The 25,029-nt window shown below is 48.4% G+C and carries 17 protein-coding genes; 12 read left to right on the top strand and 5 right to left on the bottom strand.

The features are described from left to right. Positions 1 to 3: 3 nt before the first annotated feature. Positions 4 to 1,383: an NAD-dependent succinate-semialdehyde dehydrogenase gene (locus tag DFR28_RS15590; protein WP_113955316.1), complete on the top strand. Its 1,380-nt coding sequence runs from the start codon at positions 4 to 6 to the stop codon at positions 1,381 to 1,383. 59 nt (positions 1,384 to 1,442) lie between these two features. Here DFR28_RS15590 and DFR28_RS15595 read toward each other — a convergent pair whose 3' ends face one another. After that, positions 1,443 to 1,874, bottom strand: coding sequence for a YqaA family protein (locus DFR28_RS15595; RefSeq protein ID WP_113955317.1), 432 nt, complete (start codon positions 1,872 to 1,874; stop codon positions 1,443 to 1,445). 170 nt (positions 1,875 to 2,044) lie between these two features. On the opposite strand from DFR28_RS15595, the gene DFR28_RS15600 reads away from it, so the two are divergent. Beyond that, a complete protein-coding gene (locus tag DFR28_RS15600; protein ID WP_113955318.1) occupies positions 2,045 to 2,797 on the top strand; it encodes a sulfite exporter TauE/SafE family protein in 753 nt (250 codons plus the stop codon). 47 nt (positions 2,798 to 2,844) lie between these two features. After that, on the top strand, positions 2,845 to 4,062 hold the full coding sequence (locus DFR28_RS15605) for an amidohydrolase family protein (RefSeq protein ID WP_211317022.1): 1,218 nt from the start codon (positions 2,845 to 2,847) through the stop codon (positions 4,060 to 4,062). A 67-nt stretch (positions 4,063 to 4,129) separates the two neighbouring features. Here DFR28_RS15605 and DFR28_RS15610 read toward each other — a convergent pair whose 3' ends face one another. Further along, entirely contained in the window at positions 4,130 to 4,831 is a 702-nt protein-coding gene (locus tag DFR28_RS15610) for a gamma-glutamyl-gamma-aminobutyrate hydrolase family protein (RefSeq protein WP_113955319.1), read from the bottom strand. Between the two features lie 5 nt (positions 4,832 to 4,836). Continuing rightward, positions 4,837 to 5,874, bottom strand: coding sequence for an amidoligase family protein (locus DFR28_RS15615; RefSeq protein WP_113955320.1), 1,038 nt, complete (start codon positions 5,872 to 5,874; stop codon positions 4,837 to 4,839). 663 nt (positions 5,875 to 6,537) lie between these two features. Between DFR28_RS15615 and DFR28_RS15620 the strand changes: the two genes are divergently transcribed. The 6 genes from DFR28_RS15620 (at position 6,538) to DFR28_RS15645 (ending at position 15,260) form a co-directional block, all read left to right on the top strand. Continuing rightward, complete coding sequence (locus tag DFR28_RS15620; RefSeq protein ID WP_113955321.1) at positions 6,538 to 6,735, top strand: CsbD family protein; 198 nt, start codon at positions 6,538 to 6,540, stop codon at positions 6,733 to 6,735. A gap of 172 nt (positions 6,736 to 6,907) precedes the next feature. After that, complete coding sequence (locus DFR28_RS15625) at positions 6,908 to 7,414, top strand: Dps family protein (protein WP_113955322.1); 507 nt, start codon at positions 6,908 to 6,910, stop codon at positions 7,412 to 7,414. 208 nt (positions 7,415 to 7,622) lie between these two features. Further along, positions 7,623 to 8,207, top strand: coding sequence for a superoxide dismutase (locus DFR28_RS15630; RefSeq protein WP_113955323.1), 585 nt, complete (start codon positions 7,623 to 7,625; stop codon positions 8,205 to 8,207). A gap of 341 nt (positions 8,208 to 8,548) precedes the next feature. Continuing rightward, entirely contained in the window at positions 8,549 to 9,850 is a 1,302-nt protein-coding gene (locus DFR28_RS15635) for a DUF2254 domain-containing protein (RefSeq protein WP_113955324.1), read from the top strand. Between the two features lie 29 nt (positions 9,851 to 9,879). Next, a complete protein-coding gene (locus DFR28_RS15640; RefSeq protein ID WP_113955325.1) occupies positions 9,880 to 11,667 on the top strand; it encodes an autotransporter assembly complex protein TamA in 1,788 nt (595 codons plus the stop codon). Further along, positions 11,664 to 15,260: a translocation/assembly module TamB domain-containing protein gene (locus tag DFR28_RS15645; RefSeq protein ID WP_113955326.1), complete on the top strand. Its 3,597-nt coding sequence runs from the start codon at positions 11,664 to 11,666 to the stop codon at positions 15,258 to 15,260. The genes DFR28_RS15640 and DFR28_RS15645 overlap by 4 nt, the downstream gene beginning before the upstream one ends. A 72-nt stretch (positions 15,261 to 15,332) precedes the next feature. Here DFR28_RS15645 and DFR28_RS15650 read toward each other — a convergent pair whose 3' ends face one another. Next, positions 15,333 to 17,900: a glycoside hydrolase family 3 protein gene (locus DFR28_RS15650; RefSeq protein WP_211317023.1), complete on the bottom strand. Its 2,568-nt coding sequence runs from the start codon at positions 17,898 to 17,900 to the stop codon at positions 15,333 to 15,335. 252 nt (positions 17,901 to 18,152) lie between these two features. Then, positions 18,153 to 19,322 carry a helix-turn-helix transcriptional regulator gene (locus DFR28_RS15655; protein WP_113955328.1) on the bottom strand — a complete coding sequence of 390 codons (1,170 nt, stop codon included), beginning with the start codon at positions 19,320 to 19,322 and terminating at the stop codon, positions 18,153 to 18,155. Positions 19,323 to 19,681: 359 nt separating this feature from the next. Here DFR28_RS15655 and DFR28_RS15660 point away from each other — a divergent pair, with 359 nt between their 5' ends. The 3 genes from DFR28_RS15660 (at position 19,682) to DFR28_RS15670 (ending at position 25,019) form a co-directional block, all read left to right on the top strand. Next, positions 19,682 to 22,543 (top strand): TonB-dependent receptor, encoded by a 2,862-nt coding sequence (locus DFR28_RS15660; protein ID WP_211317024.1) that lies wholly within the window; start codon positions 19,682 to 19,684, stop codon positions 22,541 to 22,543. A 166-nt stretch (positions 22,544 to 22,709) separates the two neighbouring features. Next, on the top strand, positions 22,710 to 24,272 hold the full coding sequence (locus DFR28_RS15665) for a tryptophan halogenase family protein (protein ID WP_113955329.1): 1,563 nt from the start codon (positions 22,710 to 22,712) through the stop codon (positions 24,270 to 24,272). A 21-nt stretch (positions 24,273 to 24,293) separates the two neighbouring features. Further along, the gene (locus DFR28_RS15670; RefSeq protein ID WP_113955330.1) at positions 24,294 to 25,019 is read left to right on the top strand and encodes a SapC family protein; all 726 of its coding nucleotides are present in this window, start codon (positions 24,294 to 24,296) and stop codon (positions 25,017 to 25,019) included. Positions 25,020 to 25,029: the final 10 nt, after the last annotated feature.

The raw sequence follows: 25,029 nt of genomic DNA on the forward strand, positions 1-25,029 counted from the left end.
ACCATGCAATCCGTTAACCCAAAAAACAATCAAGTCATTGCTCAATATGACGAGCTAACCGAGCCTGAAATCGAGCTGGCTGTAGAGCAGTCGCACCAGGCCTTTCTAGAATGGCGCACAAGCACCTTTGAGGCTCGTGCGGCTATTCTAAAGCGTGCCGCGGATGAGTTAGAGCAGCGCAAGTCAGAGCTTGCGAAATTGATGGCGGATGAAATGGGTAAACCGCTTGCCGAAGGTGTATCGGAGGTTGAGAAATGTGCTTGGGTATGTCGTTACTATGCGGAGCACGGTGCGCAGCAGTTGGCCGATAAGCCGATCAAAACTGAATTTTCCGTGAGCAAAATCAGTTTTCAACCGATTGGCTGTGTGTTTGCTGTAATGCCGTGGAATTATCCATTCTGGCAGGTGTTTCGATTTGCTGCGCCGACGTTAATGGCGGGTAACACAGCGTTACTGAAGCACGCTGGTAATGTTAGCGGTTGTGCGCTTGAGATCGCTTCAATTTTTGCCGCTGCCGGTTTGCCAGAGCATTGTTTTAGCACGCTGCTGATCGGCCAGAAGGCTGCTAAAGCGGTGATTGAAAATCCTCTCGTTCGTGCTGTTACGCTAACTGGCAGTACCGGTGCTGGCAAGTCAGTTGCGGCGACCGCCGGCGGTGTGCTTAAGAAGTGTGTATTAGAACTGGGTGGCAGCGATGCGTATTTAGTGCTGGCCGATGCGAATGTTGATCAAGCGGTTGAAAAATGTGCACAAAGTCGTTTATTAAATGGCGGCCAAAGTTGTATTTCGGCCAAACGCTTTCTAGTGCATGAAAGCCTTGTCGCTGACTTTACCAGCAAGTTGCTGGCGTATTTCGACCAGCAAGTATTGGGCGATCCGCTAGATGATGCGACGACCATCGGGCCCATGGCAAGGAGTGATCTGCGCGATGAACTGCATGATCAGGTATTGCGATCCATCGATGCGGGCGCTGAATGTTTGCTCGGTGGCCAAATCCCTGACCGAGAAGGTGCATATTATCCGCCAACTATTTTAAGTAGCGTGACGCCCGGAATGCCCGCGTTTGATGAGGAGCTGTTTGGTCCGGTTGCCGCAATTATTTCAGTGAAGTCTACCGAGCAAGCGGTGCAATGGGCAAATCAATCGAATTTCGGCTTGGGCGGTGCTATTTTTAGTGCCGATATTGAACAGGCTGAACGCATTGCAACTCAACAAATAGATGCCGGTGCGTGTTTTGTTAATGACTTCGTGAAATCTGACCCTAGGCTACCGTTTGGTGGTGTTAAAGATAGTGGTTATGGTCGTGAACTGCGTGAGTTTGGTATTCATGAGTTTGTGAACATCAAATCTGTATGCGTACAGGCAAGCGCATCTGAACGTTAATGCAGTCTAGGTGAATTCGCTTAGTCATATGTGAGTGATCTGTGGTTGTTTCGGCGGCACTAAAAAACTTGCAGTACGGTTAGTATCACAACGGCGTAGCGCAACGATTTTCCTAAGCCAACCAATAGCACGAATAACCACAGCGGCACGCGCATGACTCCGGCAATAAAGGTCAGTACGTCGCCGCCGATTGGTAACCACGCTAGTAACAGCGTCCACACTCCGTAGCGATTGAACCACGCTTGCCCACGACCGAGTTGATTCGGTTTAAATGGAAACCATCGTCGATCTTGAAAGTGGATAAGGTAGCGTCCCAATAACCAGTTAACCACCGCGCCCAAAGTATTGCCTAGCGAGGCTATAGCCCAAATCCACAGTGGTGACGCCTCGGTTTGCAAAGCTGCAGCGACTGCGAATTCGGAGTAGAACGGTAACAGTGTGGCAGCGCCAAAGGCGCTGATAAAGATTAGCCAATAAGTCAAAAGTGTAATGTGGGTATGTCGGTGTTTGGATAAAGCTATGCGTCAAACTAGCTGCGAAATGGTAGTTCTAGGCGCAGAAGCTAGCATGTTTGTGTCAACAGCGTGCGTATAACAAAAACCGTGAACCTTACGGTGCTAAGAGTATGATACGGGCATCGTAAGCCGGAACTGAGTATTTTATGCTAGAACTCTTCTCTTATAGTCTGTCTTGGGTCGATATTTTAATGCTTATCGGCGTTGCCATGCTGGTGGGAATGGCCAAAACGGGTGTACACGGAACCGGCATGATAGCGGTTCCGCTAATGGCGATTGCATTTGGTGGCAAGGAATCAACGGGGTTGCTACTCACTATTCTTATCTTTGCCGACGTGTTTGGTGTCAAACATTACCATCGACATGCTAATTGGCAGCATTTGGTGCGCCTACTGCCGTTTGCTCTAGTTGGTGTATTGCTTGGCACTGTAGTCGGGGAGTTTATCAACGACACCTGGTTTCGCTGGGTCATGGCGGTGATTATTTTCGCATCACTCGGCATTATGGTTTGGCAAGAACGGCAAGTTGACAAGGCCGTGCCTACGTCGCGATGGTTTGTCGCTACTATCGGTGTGCTAGGCGGTTTTACTACCATGGTCGGTAATTTAGCCGGTCCTGTGATGGCGCTCTACCTGCTCGCTATGCGTTTTCCGAAAAACCAATTTATTGGTACCGCAGCTTGGTTCTTCCTATGTATCAATTTGTTTAAAGTGCCGTTTCATATTTGGGTATGGGAGACTGTTTCATGGAATAGCTTTGGACTGACCGCCTTGCTGATTCCGGCGATTGCGCTGGGCGCGGTGATTGGTGTGTGGTTGATCAAGAAGATTGATGAAGTCTTGTTTCGACGGTTTATTTTGGGGATGACAGCCGTAGCCGCGGTGGCTATGTTGTTTTAGGCCGAACGCGGTAAACTGGGCAGCTCAGTAACCCAATCGAGAAGACAATGAATCGACGGCGCTTTTTACAATCCATTGGGGCGGGTAGTACCGCATTGTATTTGTCGGCGTGTTCTGATGATGTTCCAGCAACTCGCTATAATCAACAGGACAAAGATCAGCTGGCACAGCAACGACTCGATGAGGCACGTTTGGCCGGTAGCGGTGAGTATGGAGCCCAACGCTATCAAGGTTATCGAGGACTTTCGAGGTTGCCGTGGTTTGATTTGAATGATCAAGGACGTTTGATATGCACTGACGCTACAATCCCCAGAGCGATCGATATACATAGCCATTTGGGCATGTCCGTCTTGTTTAGCCCCAATATTGATCTAAATCAGCCATCAAAACGTGTGAAGCATTTACTGGATTGCGATGATCCTGCAGCAGCCTGTGAGCTTGATTTAGATGTATACGCCAATGGTAATTTTACCCAAGACCGCTTGGCCACTATGCAATCAGAAGTTCGAGCTCAAGGGCTCTGGGGTAGCGAATTTGCGCGCACACAAACAATACCCAATCTCCTTCAAGAAATGGACGATATGCGGGTCGAGCAAGCTGTGTTGCTGCCAATTAAAGTAGGGTTGTGGTTTGGTGATGACTTGACCGAGCAATGGCGAAAAGGGGTTGATCAGGCGCAGGCGCAACAACGTTTGCATGTTGGGTTTTCGATCGACCCGACAGCGTCAAATCGGTTACAGCAGTTTGATCAATATGTAGCGAGTGGTGCGAAAATTGTTAAGCTGCATCCCACGGTGCAACGCTTTTACCCAGATGATTCGCGTGCCATGGAAATTTACCAGCGCGCTAAACAGCATAACGTGATTATATTTTTTCATGGCGGTCGTGCTGGTATTGAACCTGAATCGTCACATCCGTATGCGATGCCAAGGCATTACCGTGCGCCGCTAGCTGAATTTCCTGAGGTGCAGTTTATTTTAGGCCACGCCGGCGCGCGTGACCATCATGCTATGTTCGCGCTCGCGCGTGACTATGACAACGCGTGGATCGGAACTCATGGGCAAAGCATTCAAAATTTGGAAAATATGATTGCCCAAACCGGTGGTCAGCGTTTGTTATTCGGCACTGATTGGCCTTTTTACCATATCGGGATGTCGCTCGCTAAAGTGCTTATTACCACTCAAGGCGAGCGTAGACGTTCTATTCGACAGGCAATATTGCGCGATAATGCGGTTCAGCTCTTCGGTCGAGCCTTGACGGTTTAATAGATTTGACGTCGGCGTGGGGCTAGCTAATAAAGAAAAGTTTGCATGGCCGCATTTGTCTGGCAAATTACGTGGTTTGAGTACTAGCCACGCATTGCTCGACCTGTTGCGCAAAGGCATTAAATAGTTTTCGTTGCTCGGGGCTGAAAAGTAGATATTCAGGATGCCATTGGACACCGATTAGAAAAGGTTTGTTGGGGTTTTCTATGGCTTGAATAAAACCATCTTTGTCTTGCGCTACAGCTTTAAGTCCTTCGCCTACGCGCTTCACTGCTTGGCTGTGTAAGCTATTAATTTTAAAAACTTTACTTTGGTAAATCTCGGCAAGCTTGGAGTCGGCGTTAAGGTAGGCCTGTTTTACCGGGAATAGGCTGTTTCGGTTTGGGGTTAATTTCCGCAGTGGTCTAATATCGGTGTGCAGGTCGCCACCGTGTACCACATTGATCAATTGTGCGCCGCGGCAAATTCCCAGCATTGGCCACTGGCGTTCTAGCGCAACTCGAATAGTTTCCATTTCGAGCTGGTCACGAGCAGCGTCATAGTTCACGCCAGCGGTGCCTGATACACCGTAGTGTTTGGGGTCGATGTCATCTCCGCCACCAATAATTACTCCGCATGCGTCGTCGGGTAACTCTGGGTTTTTAGCCGTCACGTAATGGCCGCGTAAGCCGGCCCGTTTAAGCTGTATGCGTGTCGCCCACCAACCAAACTTCAGTCGCTTAGCTGGGCCGGTAACTACTACCAGCGGACGTTTATCGGATTCGGCCATGTTGACTAGACCGACTGCTGCCAACTAGTGGAACTAGGCAAGGGAAGCATTTCTTTCAAGCGTTCTGGCCATTTTTCACCTAAGCCAGACAGTACACTGCTAAGTTTATTGTGGTACTCATTGCAGACCGTTTGAAGTTGTTCATTCAGGGCTAATTCTTCCACCGCCATCCAGATTTCAATAGACCTGTTTAGGTTCCAGTTGGGGTCATCAATTTCGCAGTTAGGTAATCGATAATGGAAAGTCGGGCGCGCATTGACTCGGTCATCATCAACCACGGCTTTTACTCGAGGTTCATCGATATGCGCAAACATTGGAAGCATATCAAGGCTGCGATTGCGGGTTGGGTTGAACTCAAGGTAGTCATCAATCAACTGATCCATGTCTGGATGATAATCTGCATCTAGTATTTTCAGTACATACTCGTTAGGAAAATGATTGATATACGGTGTGACGCGTCGTGAAAAATCGACGTCGCCTTCAATCAATATCCACTCGTACAAGCAGAAGAAGCTTTTAAGATGGAGTAGCAAATGTTCCGCTGAGAGCTCGCAAGGCTCGGGATTCAAATGCACGCCGAAGGCGTAATACATCGCGGCTCGAGTTCCTTTTGCACCACTTTCACGCAATAGATCGACGAGTGGGAATAGCCGATGTAGCTCTGATAACTCCATTGGTGGTGAAACAATTTCCCAAGGGACTAAGTTACCAGCGAGGCGTGATACGGTTTCAATATAAGTTTTTTCGAAGCTTGGTGCTGCTTCAGTTGGATTGCCTTGAATATTCGAACGATCGCCCAATTCCTTTATTTGCTTGGAGTCCATTTCAAGTTTAAAGGGGCCTAGTTCATCGCTTTCTACTATCAGGACGAATGGGGATTGCCAGTTGATTTTGCCGCCGAGAGTGGCTTGCATATGATCAGCAATTTGTTTTGCTTCGAGGCCAGCAAATTCGATTTCTATGCCCATACGTCGAGGGTTCCCTGCATAGTTTTTCGAGCGTTGGTAGCAGGCTTTGGCTAGTAGTGTGGCAGATGTCGACATAGTAATTGGTGCGTTGTGTTGAAAACTCGCAGCGGCGTTATTCCGGCTCGCGTACGCAATTGAAGTTGGTGAGCAGATCAGTGTTGACTATGCAGCACTGGGCGCTCGCGTTCAAATGTTTAATTGTTGGAGATTCGTTGCGTAATCAGTAATGGGCTTATGTTGAGTGCTCTCTATAGTTTGGGGCTCTCAATAGTTAAGTTGACGACTCTTAATTAAGTTGATGACTCTAGCTGTGTGGTTGTGACATTTAGGTAAACATGAGCTCGGTTTGTTTCAATTGCCTCTAAGCCTAGTGTCGACATAGTAATTCATTGTCAGGCGTCCAGTGGCAGAAGCGAAGTTGCTGACCACTAACATTGATGCAACGAGTGTCTTGAGAGTTGCTATTCAGTGGTCGATCTAAAGTCATTTTTAATGTGTTGGTGGATTTGCCCAACCGGTCGGGGCATATCAACGATGCTAATCGGGCGAGTTCATTTTATCGCCTTCTGTAAATGCGGGTTGGATGTGTGATGAATTAAATTTCTTTTCAAATACAATGAGATACGTTTTATTTGCTGTGCCGAATTTCAAACTTGGCACGATTGCTGCTCAGCTAAGTTCAAGCGCCGGGAACTTAATCACGGCATTAATTTAACTCATCCAACATGGAGTCAAAAAATGAATTTAGATCAACTAAAAGGTAACTGGAAGCAACTTACTGGCAATCTGAAAAGTGAGTTTGGTAAGTTAACTGATGACGAAATCAAGCAAGCCGAAGGCGAAGCTGATGTGCTGGCTGGAAAGATCCAAGAGAAGTATGGGATCACCAAAGAAGAAGCAAAAGACAAAATCAATGAGTTTCTTGCTAAGCACTAATTAGTCTGCGGAATCTTGAGTGTGACTGAGCGGTTTTTTGTTCGCAGAGATCCTGCTCAAGTCACCTTCTAAAAGACCACTAGTAGTGAATGACTAGTTATAAATTAGACGCCAACCAACAATTTTTTCATTGCCATCAACGCAGTGAAACAACCCAACATGTGGAGAAAAAATGAACAGCGAAGTGTTAGACATTAATTCGAAAGAGATGACCAATCATACCGGCATTGAGCGAGATCAACGCCTAGAGCTATCAAAAGAACTGGGACTGGTGCTTGCCAACTCCTACGCTTTGTATGCCGAGACGCAGGGCGTACATTGGAACATTGTCGGGCCTACTTTCTACAGTGTGCACAAGCTCACTGAAGCACAATACGAGGACCTAGCGATTTCAATCGATGACATAGCTGAGCGGATTAGAGCGCTTGGCTTCAAAGCCCCGGCTGGCTTAGGTGCGATGCGTGACCTAGCCTACATTAATAGCGACATAGACTACACCAACGCTCGCAAAATGCTCGAAGCTTTAATCGAAGACAATGAAACCTTGAGCCGTAAGATGCGCGACGTAATCAAAATTGCCGAGCAGTGTGATGATGTCAAAACGGCCGATCTATTGACCGATCGAATTGGACAGCTGGAAGAAAACGCTTGGATGTTGCGAGCTGTTGCAGCTGAATAAACCCTTGCCGGTTGCGTCGTAGTTTGACCAATCGATTCACTAAGGCCGCGAGAGTTTCCCCACCGGTAACTCACATCGCGGCCTCAGTGCCGTTATTTTGTGCGGCAGACCCCTATTTAGGTTTTAGCCAAGCCCACCTCCCAAATTGCTGATTAGCCATCAAAGGAGATCTAAACAACCATCGACAATACGTTGCTTATACTCACCGATGACCATTCAACTAAAAGCTCTACCCTATAAATATGATGAGCTTGAGCCGTTTGTTTCAGAAGAAACTTTGCTCCAGCATCATGCAATGCACCATCGTGACTATGTCGATTCACTCAACGCTGAGATCCGTGGAACACCGCATTCCAACAAAGGTTTGTCGGAAATAGTATTGTCGGCGGAGGGTCGAATTTATCAAAATGCAGCGCAAGTTTGGAATCACAACTTTTACTGGCAATGCCTTTCACCGTCGAGAGACCTACTGCCTAGCAGAGAATTACTAGAAGCGATAGAAGATAACTATGGCTCATTCGATTTGTTTAAGGTCGCCTTTGAAAACGCTGTCGTTCATCAGTTCAGCGCTGGATGGACATGGCTGATTCGTTTAGCCAGCGGGCGCTTGAGAATTATCAATACTAAGGACGCTGACACGCCGGTGACTGATCCTAACAGCATGCCATTATTAGTGATCGACGTCTGGGAGCATGCTTACTATATTGATTATCGGCATCGCAGAAAGAATTATGTGCGTCAGTTCTGGGGGCATGTGAATTGGCCGTTTGTGTCACAAAACTATAGGAAATAGCGCGACAACAAATATTGTCTATGAGAGAGCCGCGTTGCTGGTGATTAGGGGCATCAGTTTTTTAAGTCTGCAGTTAGAAAATGCGCTACTAAATACCCTTATTGGTGTTCAGTTTTCACCAGCAAATTCACAGTCACAGTTAGTATTGGCCCTGGCAAATATGGTTGGTTGTGGAAAGAGCTAACATTAACAGTATTCGAACATCGCTAGATAAAAGCTGCCGGCTAATGTATAGAATATGGCAGCAGTGGCATCTTTCGTGACACGTCACTGTTTCTAACCGCAAGCTCCAATAGCGTCGTGCCGTCTTTCAATTAACAGGCTAGCCAGGTAATAACAGTATGAAATTATGGTTGTTCCAAGTGATGTTTAATATCCGTCACAGCTACTGGTTCATTCCCAGCGCAATGGCCATAGCGGCAATTGCACTGGCGGTTATTATGGTGGCTGCCGATATCTATTTTCTGCCTGATATCCCGAGCGGTTATGAGTGGTTGTTTAGTAGTCAGCCAGATGGCGCACGGGCTATTTTGTCGACTGTTGCAGGCTCAACCATTACCGTTGCCGGCGTAGTGTTTTCGATGACCATTATGTCGGTTTCACACGCCACTGCGAATTACGGGTCTAGATTACTATTGCGCTTTCTTGATGATCGCCGTAACCAGTTTTCGTTAGGCACTTTCACCGCGACGTTCATTTATTGTTTGTTGGTGCTGCGCACGGTTAGCAATGCTGACAGCGGCGCAGATGGAACGGACTTTGTTCCGCATCTGGCTATCTTCGTCGCGCTGGGGCTGTCACTAATGAGCGTGGCAGTACTAATTGCCTTTATTCATCATGTTCCCGACACGATTCATATTGGTGGAATCACCGCTGACCGTGGCAGGGCGTTATCTGAGCGGTTAGACACTACATTCCCAGCCGAACCGTCTGACAGCGTCGATATTGCGTTTGATGATGCCAGCAGCCATACAGTTGCCAGTGAGAATTCCGGGTACATGCAAGCGCTAGACATCGATGGATTGGTGAAATTTGCTCGTCAGCGTGATATTACATTGCAGGTATTGAAGATGCCGGGTCAGTTCATTACGCATAACGCGCCGGTTTTCAAGGTGGCGGGGTCGCTCGATGATTTTTCAGATTGCGCTAACGAGATGCGTCAGTATTTCAGCTTGGGCCGACAACGTACGCCGTCTCAAGATATTCTATTTCTGATTGAAGAGTTGGTTCAAATTGCCGCGCGTGCCCTATCGCCGGGTATCAATGACCCATTTACTGCTAATACCTGTATGGATTGGCTGGGAAATGGCGTTGCAACCGTGGCTAATCGGCCGCGCCGCGCCGGTGTAGTTCGCGACAGTGATGATGCCGCAAGGGTGTTTCTCACTGCGTTTGATTTCGATGATTTATGTGACGCTGTGTTTAGTTCACTGCGCAGTTACACCAGTCAGGACTATAATGCGTCGATGCACATGGCCAGTGTGTTTGAGCTTATTTTAAGCACTACCATTCCGGGCGCCAATCGCAATGCTGTGCAACGCCATGCTGAGCACTATCTCGAAGATTCACTTACTGCTTGTCGTAGCACGGTCGACGCTGCGAAATTAAAAAGTGCCTACACTGCACTGTTGGAAACTCATTAACCCATGCCCGATACCGCAATTTATCTGTTTTGAATATCACTCGTTTTTGTATTTTTTGCATTCTGACTTCTGGTCTGTTGCTGAGTAATTTGGCTTGGGCGCAGGAATCAAGTCGACCAGACATCGCTATCACTGGTCTAAGTGGTGAGTTGTTAGAAAACGTGAATCGCCACGTTCGTCTAATCGGCCGACTGCAGGACCCTAGTCCGCTGACGTCTGGTGAGCGTCGACGACTGTTGCGGCGTGTGGTTGGTGAGATTAAAGAGGCACTGCAACCTTATGGCTACTACCAAGTTACGGTGGTGGTAGACACCTCTCAAGCCCCTGATAAATTCACCTATAAGGTTAGCTTGAATGAACCTGTGAGAGTCGCCGATGTGGCTATTTTCCTTGACCAGGATGCCGAGCAAGAGCCGCGTTTCAAGCAATGGCGAAGCGATTACCCGTTAGCTAGCGGCGATATTCTTGAGCAAGCAAAGTATGAGGTCCAGAAAAAAATATTACTAGCCGCGGCATTACGGTTAGGTTATTTCGATGCGCAATTGACTCGCCACGAAATTGTTATTGATGCGAGTCGCAGCAAGGCCGATATTTTGTTGCGCTTCGAAAGCGGTCCGCGTTACAAAATTGGCGATGTTGTTATTACTTGGGAGGCCGACAACGACAGTGATAGTGACAAGATTAAACGCCGTGTTGAAGATGAGGTCCTGCAGCCGCTAATCACGATTAAGCCGAATGACTTATACGATGCGGATGCCATCAGCAAAACTCAGCGCGAGTTAGCCGCGACTAGCTATTTCGCCAGTGTCGATGTGCAAACCGGTGAGCCGTTGGCAGAGACCGGCACGGTGCCGGTTAATATTCTTGTCTCGCCTAGTAAGCGCAAGGTGTATCACGTTGAAGTTGGCGCTGGCACGGACACGGGTATTCGTGGTGGCATCGGTTATGAGAATCGTCGAATCAACAAATATGGTCACACACTTAATGCACGATTAGGCGGATCTCAGATTAAGCGCTCGGCGATCCTCAATTACCGTATTCCTTTGCCACGAGATAAGCTCGACAGTCTCAATTTCTTTACGTCTTTGGAAGAAGAAATTGGCGATACACGTCGGTTTCAGGCGAGTAAAATTGGTACTGAGCTGTCAATGGGTTGGCGCCAAGCTATTGTGAAATTTGGCTTGACCGCTAGTCGGGAGAAATTCACTCGAGTTCGCGTAGACCTTAAGGATATTGAGCAAACCACCGACTTATTAATGCCAAGTGTCGCGTGGGAGCGCACCGAGCGGGACGATTTATATTTTCCCACCAAAGGTTGGAGCGCCTCGGCGTTACTTAGGGTGGCCGATTCACGTGTTGCTTCGGACATCGATCTTGCCCAGTTTATTGTTGATGCCAAAGGCCTTTATCCGATAGGCAATGGCCGTGTTAAGGCTCGAGTAAAGCTCGCGGGCAGCGTCATTGATGAAGCCGTTCGTTTGCCAGAATCGCTTGGCTTTTTAACCGGTGGTGATGACACTGTTCGTGGCTACAGCTATGAGAGTATCGGTGTGGAGCGCAACGGGGGCACTAGTGTCGGGAAAAACTTGGTGGTCGGCAGTATTGAGTATCAACATCCAATAAAAAATGATTTCTCATGGGCTACTTTTATTGATGTAGGCGATGTATTTGATAGCAGCGCCAGCTACAAAAAAGGTGCTGGCGCCGGTTTGCGATGGCGGCTGCCGTTTGGCGCGCTGCGACTCGATGTGGCCTCAGCGCTGGATCGCGATGGCAATCCGTTACGCTTACATTTTAGCTTTGGTACCGACCTATGAAGGCTTGGATCAAACGCATTGGTGTTAGCTTGGTGGTGTTAGCACTGCTGGTTTCGCTGGCTCTATATTGGTTGTTAAATACTAATAGTGGCCTGCATTTCGTGGTTAACAACGTTCCACAAATAGTGCAGGTCGATGAGTTAGAGGGAACGTTGGGGCAATTCTCTGTAGAAAACCTAGCTATTGATTTTGCTACCGGTGAGGTGAAAATACGGCGTGCGGCATTACAGTGGGACATCTGGAGTCTGCTTGAGCGTCGACTGCAAATAGACTCGATGTTGGTGGAAAATGTTGAGCTTAGCTTGCAAGCAAGTGCTCCCAACCCACGTTATCAGCCATGGCAAGGGATTGTGTTGCCACTCGATATTTCGATAGCCAACGCGACAGTGCGTCAGTTTAAAGCAAGTAATCCGGGCCAACCGAAAGCGTTGTTTGCGTTCGATCGAGCACAACTTGATGCTAATTATCGGAATAAGCTGCTAACCATTGGTTCGTTAACCCTTGAGGGCTTTGCCGAGCAAAAGAACAGTCAACTCGCTTTGCAGGGGCGGGTTGATCTGTCTGCACAGTCTAACGGCATCGTCGACATACAGCACCAACTTGATTGGCCGTTAGGGGATCAGACTATTAGTACTAATGGCGCAATCGATGGTGTTTGGCGAGAGCTTACTATTACTCAAACGCTAAGCGCACCGTGGCAGGCTAAACTCGATGTTACAGTGACTGATGCCTTGGCGCAGCAATTAACTTGGGATGGTTCGTTGACCACGGAACGTTTGGATCAGCAAACTATTTTGGGCGAGGATGTGTCATTGGGCGCCGGTGCATTGCAGATCAGCGGACAGTTTCGACCTAACGATGGTCTCGCTGGGCTACGTGCCTCGCTTAATGGCGATTTGAGTGGCGGTAATCCACGAGTGTCTTATTGGCGTATTGAGGCCGACACACAGTACGCGGACGACTCCCTACAAGTAAATCGACTATCCGTGACTGAGTTGCCAAATGAGGTTAATGATACGCTGCCAGATAAGGCGCAATTGGTGTCATTATCGGCGGTCGGAACGGTCGAGCAACTACAACGCTTTTTAACGATTAGCACGGCAGATGCCGAAACAGCGAATGACAACGGCGGTCAAAGTGGCACTGTTGAGTTGCAAGGCAGCTGGACATCATTACGCTGGCCTCTCACGCAAGCGGACACGCAGTTTATGGCGGACGGTAGCTTCACCATCGCGGGCAGCAGTGAGTCATTTGCGGTAACGGCTAAGGCCGATGGGGTTGCTAAAAGTGCCGCCCGAGACAAAGCGCTGCAAGCGGAGCTCGCCGCAACCGTCGAAGCTGAATCCATTGTGCTTGAGAAGCTGCAAATTAATAGTGGTCAATCAACTTTAGTGGCCAACGGCAAGATTGCTTCCCAAATGCAACTTACTTGGAATTTGAAGTCGCCTAACTTAGGTGACTTAATACCCGCTGCCCGAGGCGAATTGTACAGCCAAGGAAGTTTGTCGGGCGCGCGCGATCGGCCTAACATTATTGCGCAAGTTCAATCAGCTGGCCTGCAAGCGCTTGGTTTGAGTGTTGACGCTTTGTCGGTCAGTGTTGACGCTAATTTAGCTGGTACCGAGCAATCTGTAGACGCAACACTGATGGGTAAAGCTGTTCGGTTTAATCAGGCATTGCTAGCGACTCAGCTTAATGCATCGATCAATGGTAATGAGCAGGCGCATCGCTTGCAGCTAGATGCTGATCTTGATCGTGGTGCTAGCTTAGCACTTGTCGCGACTGGCGCTCTGCAGGGCACTAGCTGGAGTGGCGTGTTATCGGAGCTTAGCTTGGTTGATCCAGTGTTAGATACCTGGGCACTGACACAGCCGGTCAAGCTTGAGTTTGGTCAACAGAAGGTGCAGATAGCGCAAGCTTGCCTCGCCAATCAGCAGCAGCGCCTGTGTGGTGAGTTGAATCAATCGTCACTTGGTGTGATGGCCAACGGTGAGGTTTCACAGCTCAACTTAAGCAATTTGAATCGTTTTATTGAGGTTTATGATCTATCAGCTAGCGGAGTTGCCAACGGGCAATTCGACTACCGCTGGTCGGATCCGGAAACGGTGGCGCAAATATCAGCGACATTAAAGTCTCGTGATGGCGTGATTAGTTGGCAGTCGATTAACGACGACATATTAGAAACTGAGGAATTAGTAATCCGCTCGTTTGAGCTAAACCTTGAACAAGCTGATCGGCTGGTAGTGGATGGCGTGCTCGACTTAGGTGAAGCAGATCAGGCGTGGTGGCAGATGGACGTAGACGCTCCGTTTGGTAGCGCAGAGTTCGAGCAAGCAGGGTTGCAAGGGCAAGCCAAATTGCGAATCAGTGATTTGTCGGTATTGCCTCCGTCGATTCTAAATGACATTAATTTGAATGGTCGCTTGGCGGCTCAGCTCGATTTAAGCGGTACGGTCCAGCAACCGGAGCTCAGCATGACGGCGGATGTCAGCGATTCAGTGGCCAAAATACCTGAGCTCGGTTTGACGCTCGAGTCGATTAACCTTGCGGCGCGCTCCAATGGTAGTCCTTTAGTCGAGTTGACTGGATCATTGCAGTCTGGCGCAGGCAGCATGAAGCTTGATGGGGCTCTCGATCTAACAGATTTAAAACAGGTGACGATAGACTTGTCAGTGGCTGGGGACGATCTGCAATTGGCCAATACCACCGATCTGATGGTGGTCGGTGACTTGGATTTTACGACGCGCATCACGCCTAAGTTAATTGATGTCAACGGGCGGATTAATATCGATCGAGCTGAGCTCGATTTTAAATTGCCGGATAGCGCGCTACTCGAGTCAAGCGATGTTGTATTAGAGGGTACGGCGGTGCAGCCCAATGCGATGAAACAGCGGTTAGATCTGTTGATTGAATTGGGCGAAAACACACACATTCAAGCGCAAGGTTTGGACGCCAAGCTGTTTGGACGATTACGCGTTACCCAAGTGCCAAATGGAATCATTCGTGGTGAAGGACAGATCCAATTACAGGATGGGCGCTACACCGCCTATGGCCAAGACCTAAAGCTCGATAAAGGACGTCTTATCTTTAATGGTGGCAGCATCGATGATCCGACGCTCGATCTGCGCGCACAAAAAACCGTCGACGCGACGACTGCTGGCGTTGCGGTGAGTGGGCGAGCCAGTGCGCCGCGCTTGAGTTTGTACTCGACCCCATCTATGCCAGATCAAGATATTTTGTCGGTGTTGGTGTTTGATAAACCTATCAGCGAGCTAGGTTCGCAAGATGGGCTGACCTTACTGCGTATTGCTAGTTCCTTGCGTGGTGATGGGCAAAGCACCATCGGTAAGACCACCGAGAAGATTCAAGAGACACTGGGCCTCACGGAGCTCGAGTTGCAACTCGCCGGTGAAGCGCCAAGCATTCAAGCAGGTAAACAACTCTCGTCAAAATTCTATGTTGGTTATGGTTACGGCCTGTTGGACGCTACACAATCGTTGATACTGAAATATAAGTTAAGCGAAGCTTGGTCGATCAAAGCGGATGTGGGAGCCGATAGTGGCGCTGACCTGCGCTATCAGGTCGAGCGTTAATGGGCTGGTTTGCATTCATGGTGTTACGTTTGAATGCAAACCATTGTTGGCTAAATACGTCGAGTGTGATGCTTAAGGGCAGGCCGTAGCGCTGTCCGACGGTGCAATAGTAATATCGGAAAACGACAGTTGTAGATCCCCTTTGGTAGCGAGCTCAATGGGTCTTGTGACTGTAGCCAGTTGCACTCCAGCTTCAGCAAAACAACGTAAATTGATGCTCAACTCATGCCATTCGTTTAGTGGCATGGCCGTTAATGGGTCAGCGATATCAATCGCCCCAGCGCAATCGTCGCCGCATTGCATGGTTAATGTTACGGGCTCACTCGGTGGTTGCTCGAGCTTCACTTGTATGCGTAATGCCGTTTGGCTTGAAAAACCTGTTTGTAAGTCGATTGGGGTATTACTCGCGATGACATATATTGACTGACCGCCGGCGCTGAACTGCAATTGTCGGGCATCTTCTTGTACGTCTCGATCACGGGTTCGCACTTGCAAGCCGTCAACATTCAATACGTTGCTGGTCATTTCGAGTAAGGTGTCTGGAGCGCCAGCTAGTGCGCTAAAAGGCGCTTGTACAGACTTTCGAAAAATGACTCGCTCAGAGTCAGTATTTGCCGCCGCGGTAGTACTATTTTCCGGTAAGTTAGGGCTTAGCACGTCTTTGTCGCCATAGCTTAGTCCAAAGCCGTACGGCAGCAGTGCTTGAGTGTCTCGGTCGCCACGATTCACATTGCTCTGGGTCGGTAATGCTGGCCATGAATACGATAACTTACCAGTAAAATCGTAGGCGATATCGCCGTCAATGGTGCGCAATAGAACGTCACTGATGCCCACGCCCTCACTGCCTGGTAACCATGCTGCGACGAACGCATCAGACGCATTCAATTCAGCATTAACCCACATCGGACGACCCGAAATAAACACTGATACAACGGGTATGTTTTGTGCTTTTAGGGTTCGTAGTAGCTTGAGGTCGGATTTGATTCCGGCTTGATAGTCGAGGGTCTTAATGTCGCCATTGCCTTCGGCATAAGGTTCTTCGCCAAACACGACTATGGCGACATCGGGTCGTTGCTGATAGTTGCCATCTACTGCCAATTCAACCGAACCGCCGGCCGCCGAGACCGCATTCTCGATTCCGTCATAGATAGACGTGCCGCCGGGGAAGTCGGCATTCTTATTGCCGGTGCCCTGCCAGGTGATGGTCCAACCTCCAGACTGCTTGCCAATATTATGAGCCGCATCACCGGCAACCAAGATCCGCTGTTGCGGCTTTAGTGGCAATAACTGCTGATTGTTCTTCAACAATACCAATGACTCGCGCACCGCTTGCCGAGCGATAGCTCGATGCTCAGGGGCACCGATAATTTCCAGTCGACCCGATAGCGCACGGTTGGCCGGACTCGGTTTACTAAAAACGCCAGCGCGGACTTTTACGCGCAAAATTCGGGTCACCGCGTCGTTAATGCGTGACATGGGTATTTCACCGCTTTGCGCCTGTTTGACGGTGTTGTGGAACAGTGGTTTCCAGGCATCGGATGGTGCCATGAAAACATCTAGGCCAGCGTTTATCGCTTTACTGCAATCGGCATTGGTGCATCCGTCTATTTGTCCATGACCTAACCAATCACCGACCACAAAGCCATCAAAGCCCATTTTATTTTTGAGAATGTCGGTGAGTAGATAGCGATGGCCATGCATCTTCTCGCCGTGCCAACTGTTGAATGAAGCCATTACAGATTGTGCGCCAGCCGATAAGCCGCCGACATAGCCTTGCGCATGGAGATCAAACAGGGCTTGTTCGTTATCAATGTTGTTACCTTGATCGATGCCGTTTTGAGTACCGCCGTCACCTAAGAAATGCTTAACAGTAGCGATGACATGGTCATCGTTTAGAAAGGTGTCATCGATTGACCCTTGCAAGCCTCTGACGATCGCGGTTGAGTAGGACCGCACGATTTCTGGGTCCTCAGAATAGCCCTCGTAAGTGCGCCCCCAGCGATCATCACGAACCACCGCAACGGTCGGTGCGAATACCCAATCAATGCCAGTTGCCATTACCTCACGGGCCGTGGCGGAAGCAATGCTTTCGATTAACGTAGGATTGTTGGCGGCACCGAGGCCAATGTTGTGAGGGAATAAGGTCGCGCCTATTACGTTGTTGTGGCCATGTACTGCGTCGGTGCCCCAGATAGTGGGTATGGTCGAGCCATCCAATGAGTCGTCAATCGAGGCTTGGTACATCGCTTCGGCCAAGTCGATCCAATCAGATGGTGTCGCGTGTTTATTATTATTCGGAAACGCGCCACCACCATTTAAGTACGAACCGAAGCCATAACGACGCATATCCTCCACCGATACGTCACGTATTTCAGGTTGAATCATTTGCGCGACTTTTTGCTCTAACGTCATGTCAGCCAAGATGCGAGCGACCTGCGTTTCGACTGCGGGGTCTTTAATGGCGCTGAGATCGAGGCTTGGCCATATTGACGGATCTCTAGCGCTGCTTGTTGGTGGTTGGGGCGTTTGTTCTGCTAGCTCTTGCTGATTGCAGCTCGATAGTAGCAACATGCACGTAAACACGGCGGTCAAAGGGCGTGTTCTATTTAGTCGGGAGGTTTTTGTGGTGGAATTAGTCATTCTTATTCTTATGGTTGCGCAATCCGATTGCTAATTATTATGTTGGTAGCACGTTGTTGCGTGAGTGCAGTGCTCAACGCGACTCGTTAATAGTGCGTTACCATTTATTTTGCTTCGACCAAATTATCGAATATTCCTTAATTTGTACGACATTCTACTAGTCGTGTCGCGTCTGCCTAGTTCGCGGCGGCTATGGCAGGCTCGCTTCGCAAGTGCTTACGGGTGTAACGCGAATTGCCCCGGAGTCGAGGGTTAGGTGCTTTGTGCATCTAGTTGCTTAGAGCGATATTGAGTCGGGGTCGCGCCTACTAGTTTTTTAAAGAACGTGTTGTACGTTGCTTTACTGTTAAAGCCGCATTCACCGGATATTTCGATCATGGTTTTATGCCGTTGTGCAGGATCTGAAAGTAAACGCTTTGCTTCTTCTATACGGTAGGAATTGACGAATTCGTAAAAATTAGTTTTGAAGTGATGCTTTATGGTTACCGATAAGGTGCGCGGATGCATGGAAAGTTGGTTAGCCAGTTGCTCCAAATTCAATAGGTGAATCAGGTGGGGCTTGTCAGTTTGCATATGCTGTTCGATGCGTTTGGTTAGTTCGTCATCGATTTTGAAGTTGGGCTCTTCTGCGTGGGCGGGCTCTTCGGTTAGGTGGTGGTCGAACAGAGTTGAACGCTGCAGGCTGTAAAACATTAATGTGGTTATTAATGCGAAGGTTAAATAGTTTCCAGCCAAGCCCATATTGTTGAATATTGGGTCACTTAAATTCGGCGCGAAAAAGGTGATAATCAGCACCACAACGACCCACACACGGACTATGGTGAATGCAATCACCAAGTAGCTAAGCCAGCCAAAGTCAATTTTTTCGATATTGGAAAATCGGTCTCGTATCTGTTGGCGTGCTTGGCGAATATCGATGATGCATAACACACCAAAAAATACGCGCAATATCTCTCGAACGCCATTGATTTTGCCTAACAGGGATGGAGTTTTTTGGTCTTGTTGTTGCTCGAGGAGCAATAATTTGGTTGCAATATCTTGGAAGTAGAATGAAATAAGAATATAGATAGTAAAGCCGATAGCTGGCAGTAGAAACAGCAAATCAATTCGAGTCATGCGAAACTCTTTATACAGAATTGATCGGGTGTACCATAGCAAAAGAGGTCCTTCGAGCCAATAGCCGAGCTCAAATGCATGAAACAAGCTGGGCGAAGTGGCTAACGCAATCTCGCGAAATGCTTCACCGTAATTCACTAGGATGTGCATTGGAATAACAACTTGCGCTAGAAAGAATCCGACTAAGAAGTAATCGCTCAAGTGGCGTTCGTGTTTTACGACCAGAATCAGCAGTACGAACAACATACTTTGAAAAGCAGTTGCTAGCAGCAAGGTGTCGTGAATGTTGAAAACCGGGTCGGACATAGAAATTGTTATTTTTATAGTTTTTCTAATCGTAGTATAGAGCCAGATTCACCAAAGTGTGTGTACAACTAGAGTCAGTTAGTCAATTTAGCCGTACAAATTATGGAAAATGCAGTAACTTAGTCGAGGCGTGACGTAAAAGTTTCTAAATTAGACTGTGTACAGGTGTCGACATCAAGTGACAACGGTAACGGCTTACGGTGGATCAGATTGCTGCTAAATGTAGGGTCACGTTACTCGCTTGTTAGTCCGAATTCCTGTGTGAGATTTATCTGTGTTCAACGGTGTTCGCAGTACTTTGTGAACCTCCAGTGAACCTAAAATAACTAGAAAATTGTCACTATAAAGAGAGGATAATCATGACTTCATTCGTATCCATTGGGGATAAGACGAAGCTAGCGTCGGCCGTGTCGTCTGCGCTTTCGCCCCGTCGCACTGCCATGCTGAGCGCATTAGTCGCCGGTGTGCTTGCTGCCCCACAGGCCAGTTACGCTCAAGCAGACGCATCAGCGCAGCTTGAAGAGGTAGTCGTTACCGGCTATCGCAACAGTCTCGCACGTGCCGCTGACGTAAAACGTAATGCCAGCGGTGTTGTTGACGCCATATCTGCTCAAGACATCGGGGTTTTTCCAGACACTAACCTAGCTGAGTCACTGCAACGTATAACCGGTGTATCCATTGACCGTTCACGCGGTGAAGGCAGCAAAGTAACGGTGCGTGGCTTTGGGCCAGCATTTAACCTAGTTACGCTGAATGGTCGTCAAATGCCGACACATGACGGCGATAACCGTTCATTCGATTTCGCTGACATTGCCTCGGAAGGCATCGCTGGCGTACAAGTCTATAAAACTGGTGACGCGTCGGTTGCGACTGGTGGTATCGGCGCCACGATCAATATTCAGACCACTCGTCCACTCGACGCGCCTGGGCTCAAGTCGGTTATGACGCTGAAGGCAGTGCATGACACCTCGACTACTTCAGGCGATGACTTAACGCCGGAATTATCTGGGATCTACAGCAATACTTTTGCCGACGATACTATTGGTGTTGCTATTAGTGGTAGTTACCAAAAACGAGATAACGGCGTTAATACCGCGACGGTTGGCGACTACAACAACTTTGCTGGCACGGTTGACCAAGATTGGGGCGCGGGCACAGCTCAATGGGGCGGTTTGCCGCGTGATGATAATCAAATTAACCGACCTGCTGACTCTGATATTTACGCTGTTCCGCAGAGTATTGGCTATGAGTTGGCCGAATTTAGTCGAGAGCGTTTAAACGGTCAACTTACCGTTCAATGGCGCCCTACTGACAATGTGACAACCACGGTTGATTACACCTACTCTGAAGTCGACTACGAGCGCACTTTTAGCAACTACTCAGGATGGTTTAACTTTGGTGGTGTGCAGTCTGAATATTCTGACGGGCCGATTGCTTCGCCGCTGGTCTACACTGAGTTTGGTGTTGCGCCTGACTTTGCGATGGCAGCTGGCCGTGACGGCGTTAAGACAGAAAATAATTCACTTGGTTTTAATGTCGACTGGCAAGTGACTGACCGTTTGACAGTAGAGTTTGATGCGCACAGCTCAGAAGCGCAGAGCGGTGCGAGTGGTAATAATGGAACCGCTTCGCAACTTGCAATAGCCAGCTTCACCAGAGATCGTACTTCAGGAATTTTTGGTGGTGACCTACCTATATTAAACCTAGGTTTAAGCGGTCCGCTGGATCCTAACGATTTGATTGTGACAGGCAGTGTGTTTGACAACAAAGCGACCAAAATGGAAATCCAACAAGTCGCGGCCAATGCCACATTTGATCTAAACGATACATCGGCTATTAATTTCGGCGTACAACTGTCGGAAGTTGATAACCGTTCGCAATTCTCGAATGTGCAGCGTGATACTTGGGGCGGTACTACTCAGCCTGGTGACATTGCCGACCTCGTGACACCGGCCTCGGCGGCTGGTGCGTTTGACCAAATATCCAACGGCGATGATCCTCGTCGCCAAAGTGACTTCTTTGTCTTTGACATTGATGAGCTAGCTGCGCGGACTGAAGCATTGGGGGCCACGCAATCGACCGGTGGTGACTGTGGCACAGGTTTATGCCCGAGTTCAACATTTACGACTGACCGTATCACCAACGAAGAGTCGACCGCATTGTATGTGCAAATTGACTTGGATCGTGAGTTAGGCGCCATCCCCGTCAATATTAAGGCCGGCATACGCTATGAAGAAACCGATGTTGAATCATTGGCGCTGGTGCCAACTTACACATCAGTAGTACAGCAAAGCGACAATGAGTTCAGCGCAATTCAAGCGGTAGATGCCAGCGGTGCTGCGATTCAAGATTTTACTCGTTTGACCGGTAGCTATGATTATCTGTTGCCGAATCTAGATATTAAGTTCGACTTAACTGACAACGTAGTAGCGCGAATTTCCTATAGTGAATCAATTACTCGACCAGGATATCGCGATATTCAGGGCGGACTCACAATTGAGCAATTAATTCGAGTGAGTGGCGGTAACGGAAATCGTGGCAATCCAAATTTGTTGCCATTCGAGTCGCAGAACATTGATTTATCGCTAGAGTATTATTTTGGTGATGCTGATTACGCGTCGGTGGGTTACTACAGTAAAGATGTTGAAAACTTTATTGGCACGTCGATCGTGCAAGACGAAGTTTTATTCGCTAATTTGATTCATCCAGCAACAGGTGCGCCAGTCACGTTTGATGTGACAGTTCCGGTTAACCAAGAAGACGCATCGATCGATGGTTGGGAGTTCGCGGTTCAAAAAGCGTTTGGTGATTCTGGTTTTGGTGTGATCGCCAATGCGACTGTGGTCGACAGTGATGTTGCTTACGATAACTTGAGTTTGGAGTCACAGTTCGTATTAACTGGGCTAAGTGACTCGGCCAATCTTGTTGGCTTTTATGAGAATGATAAATTTCAAGTAAGGCTGGCTTACAACTGGCGCGATGATTTCTACAATGGTATTGCTGGCGCAGCAGCTGGTACGCCTGGTCCGGTTAACTTTGAATCATTCGGACAATGGGATCTTAGTGCACGATATCATGTGAGCGACAATCTGACGGTATTCGTCGAAGGTTTGAACATTACCGAAGAAACGGTAAGAACCTACGGTCGTAGTGAGTTGCAGGTTATTCAGGCCTATCAAACCGGTGCACGTTATAACTTTGGAGTGCGCTACGCCTTTTAGATTTGGCTTCCCCCAGGGCTGCGTAGTAATTCAATTTAATCGCAGCGTAGCCCGAAACTAGTAGATCGAAAGATTTGCTGTGAGGATGGCGCTAAGGTAGGTTTCGATGCCTTAGCGCTGTCCTTTTTTTGTTCTCTTTGTCTTTTAAATAACCTATTGTGGGGCTATGCAACGATCCGTGAGAAATATCGTCATTGTTGGCGGCGGCACAGCTGGATGGCTGACTGCCGGCATTCTTGCCAGCCATTATTCTGACGATCCCGACACTGGCTTAACGATAAGCTTGGTGGAATCACCTGATGTCGCGACAATCGGCGTTGGCGAAGGTACTTGGCCATCGATGCGGACGACTTTGCAGAAAATAGGCATTAGCGAAACTGAATTCATGCGTGCATGCGATGTGAGTCTGAAGCAAGGTTCGCGGTTCAATAGCTGGGTAACTGGCGCGAACGATTATTACTATCATCCGTTTTCTATGCCGCAGGGCTACAGCGAATTTAATTTGGTTCCCTTTTGGCAAACGGTGCGTGAGCAAGTCAGTTTTACTGATGCTGTTTCACCACAAGGTCAATTGGCTGATCGTGGCTTGGCGCCAAAGCAGATAAGCACGCCAGAGTACGCCTTCCAAGTGAACTATGGCTATCATTTGGATGCCGGAAAATTTGCCGAGTTTTTGCGCAGACATTGCACTGAAAAGCTTGGTGTTAAACACATTTCCGATCATGTGCAAACCGTACACACTCATCCAAACGGTGATATTAACGGTGTCCACACTAGTCAGCACGGCTTAGTGACTGGTGATTTATTCGTTGATTGCACTGGTTTTAACGGGTTGTTGATCGATAAACACTACGAAATTCCCTTTAACAGTGTCGCCGATACCTTATTCAACGATCGCGCATTAGCCGTGCATGTGCCTTATCAGCGCGACAATGAGCCGATCGCATCAGCGACGCTATCGACAGCACAGAGTGCTGGCTGGATATGGGACATTGGGCTGCCGTCACGGCGCGGTGTAGGGCATGTGTATTCAAGTGAGTTTACCAGTGACGAAGCGGCTGAAGTTGAGTTGCGACAGTATCTAGAAGCGCTGGTGGGGCGGCGTCAAGCGCATGAGTTGACGGTTCGAAAGATCCAATTCAAGCCCGGTCATCGCGCATCTTTCTGGCACCGAAACTGCGTGGCTATTGGGCTTTCTGCTGGCTTTGTCGAGCCGCTTGAAGCATCGGCTTTAGTGTTGGTGGAATACGCTGCCAATATGCTTGCCGAGCAGCTACCCGCGAACCGCGACGTTATGGATATCACCGCTAAGCGTTTTAATCATAAATTCGCTTATCGATGGCAACAAATCATCGAATTTTTAAAGCTACACTATGTGCTAAATCAACGTGATGACGCAGCTTACTGGCAAGCGCATCGTCACCAAGACTCAGTTCCCGACAGCTTGCGAGAGAAGTTAAAGGTATGGCGTCATCAAGCTCCGTGGCATCTCGATACGCCGCATATTGATGAGTTGTTTCCGTCCGCAAGTTATCAATATGTGTTGTACGGCATGGGGTTTGTTACCTATCCGCAGTCGTTGGAGGCGCGTAATGCTAGCCAACAATTAGCGCAAGCCAACCAGCTGTTGCATGACAATGCTAAGCGTACCGCGTCGTTGCTGAACGCTATGCCAAATAACCGTGAGCTCATCAACAAGGTTGCCGAGTTCGGTTTTCAAAAAATATAAAAGTATTAACTGGAAGAAACTATGACTAATTATGTGCTTCTTAATCAAGCTGAACACGCGAAGCTCAGAGTGATTACCGACCGATCCGCTGAGTATGGTGATGCGGTAAATTTCGTAATGACGTTTCCATTTGAATTTCGCAATATCCAGGCATGTTACCCAATCTTCTTTCAGAAAGATCCAAATACGGGCATGGTGTATCCGGTTGCTTTACTCGGATTTGAGCAGCGCGAAAACTTATTTTTGACGGAATCCGGCTGGAACGCCAGCTATCTTCCATTAATGATTAAACGGCAGCCTTTCCTAATTGGATTTCAGGCTGACGCAAGTGATCCGGCTAAGCGCAATGCCATGGTATCAATAGATATCGATAACCCCAGAGTAAACGAAGAAAATGGTGAGGTACTGTTTTTGGAGCATGGCGGTACCAGCGAGTTCTTGCAAGAAGCAACCCAGTCGCTAGAGCTTATTCATCAGGCACATCAGCATAGCGAGAAGTTTGTTAACAAGCTTATTGAGTTGGAGCTACTCGAGGCATTTACTCTCGATATCAAGTTGAATAACGGCGTTGAAAACCAGCTGATGGGCTATTACACAATCAACGAAGAGAAACTGCAGGCACTCACTGGTGATATTCTTGGTGAATTGAGTCAAGCAGGATTCTTGCAGCCCATATTTATGATATTGGCATCTCACGCGCGCATCGCCACCTTGGTCGATCTAAAAAATAAGTCAATAGTCGCCTAGCTGAGGCACA

Source organism: Arenicella xantha (genome assembly GCF_003315245.1).
Lineage (GTDB): Bacteria > Pseudomonadota > Gammaproteobacteria > Arenicellales > Arenicellaceae > Arenicella > Arenicella xantha.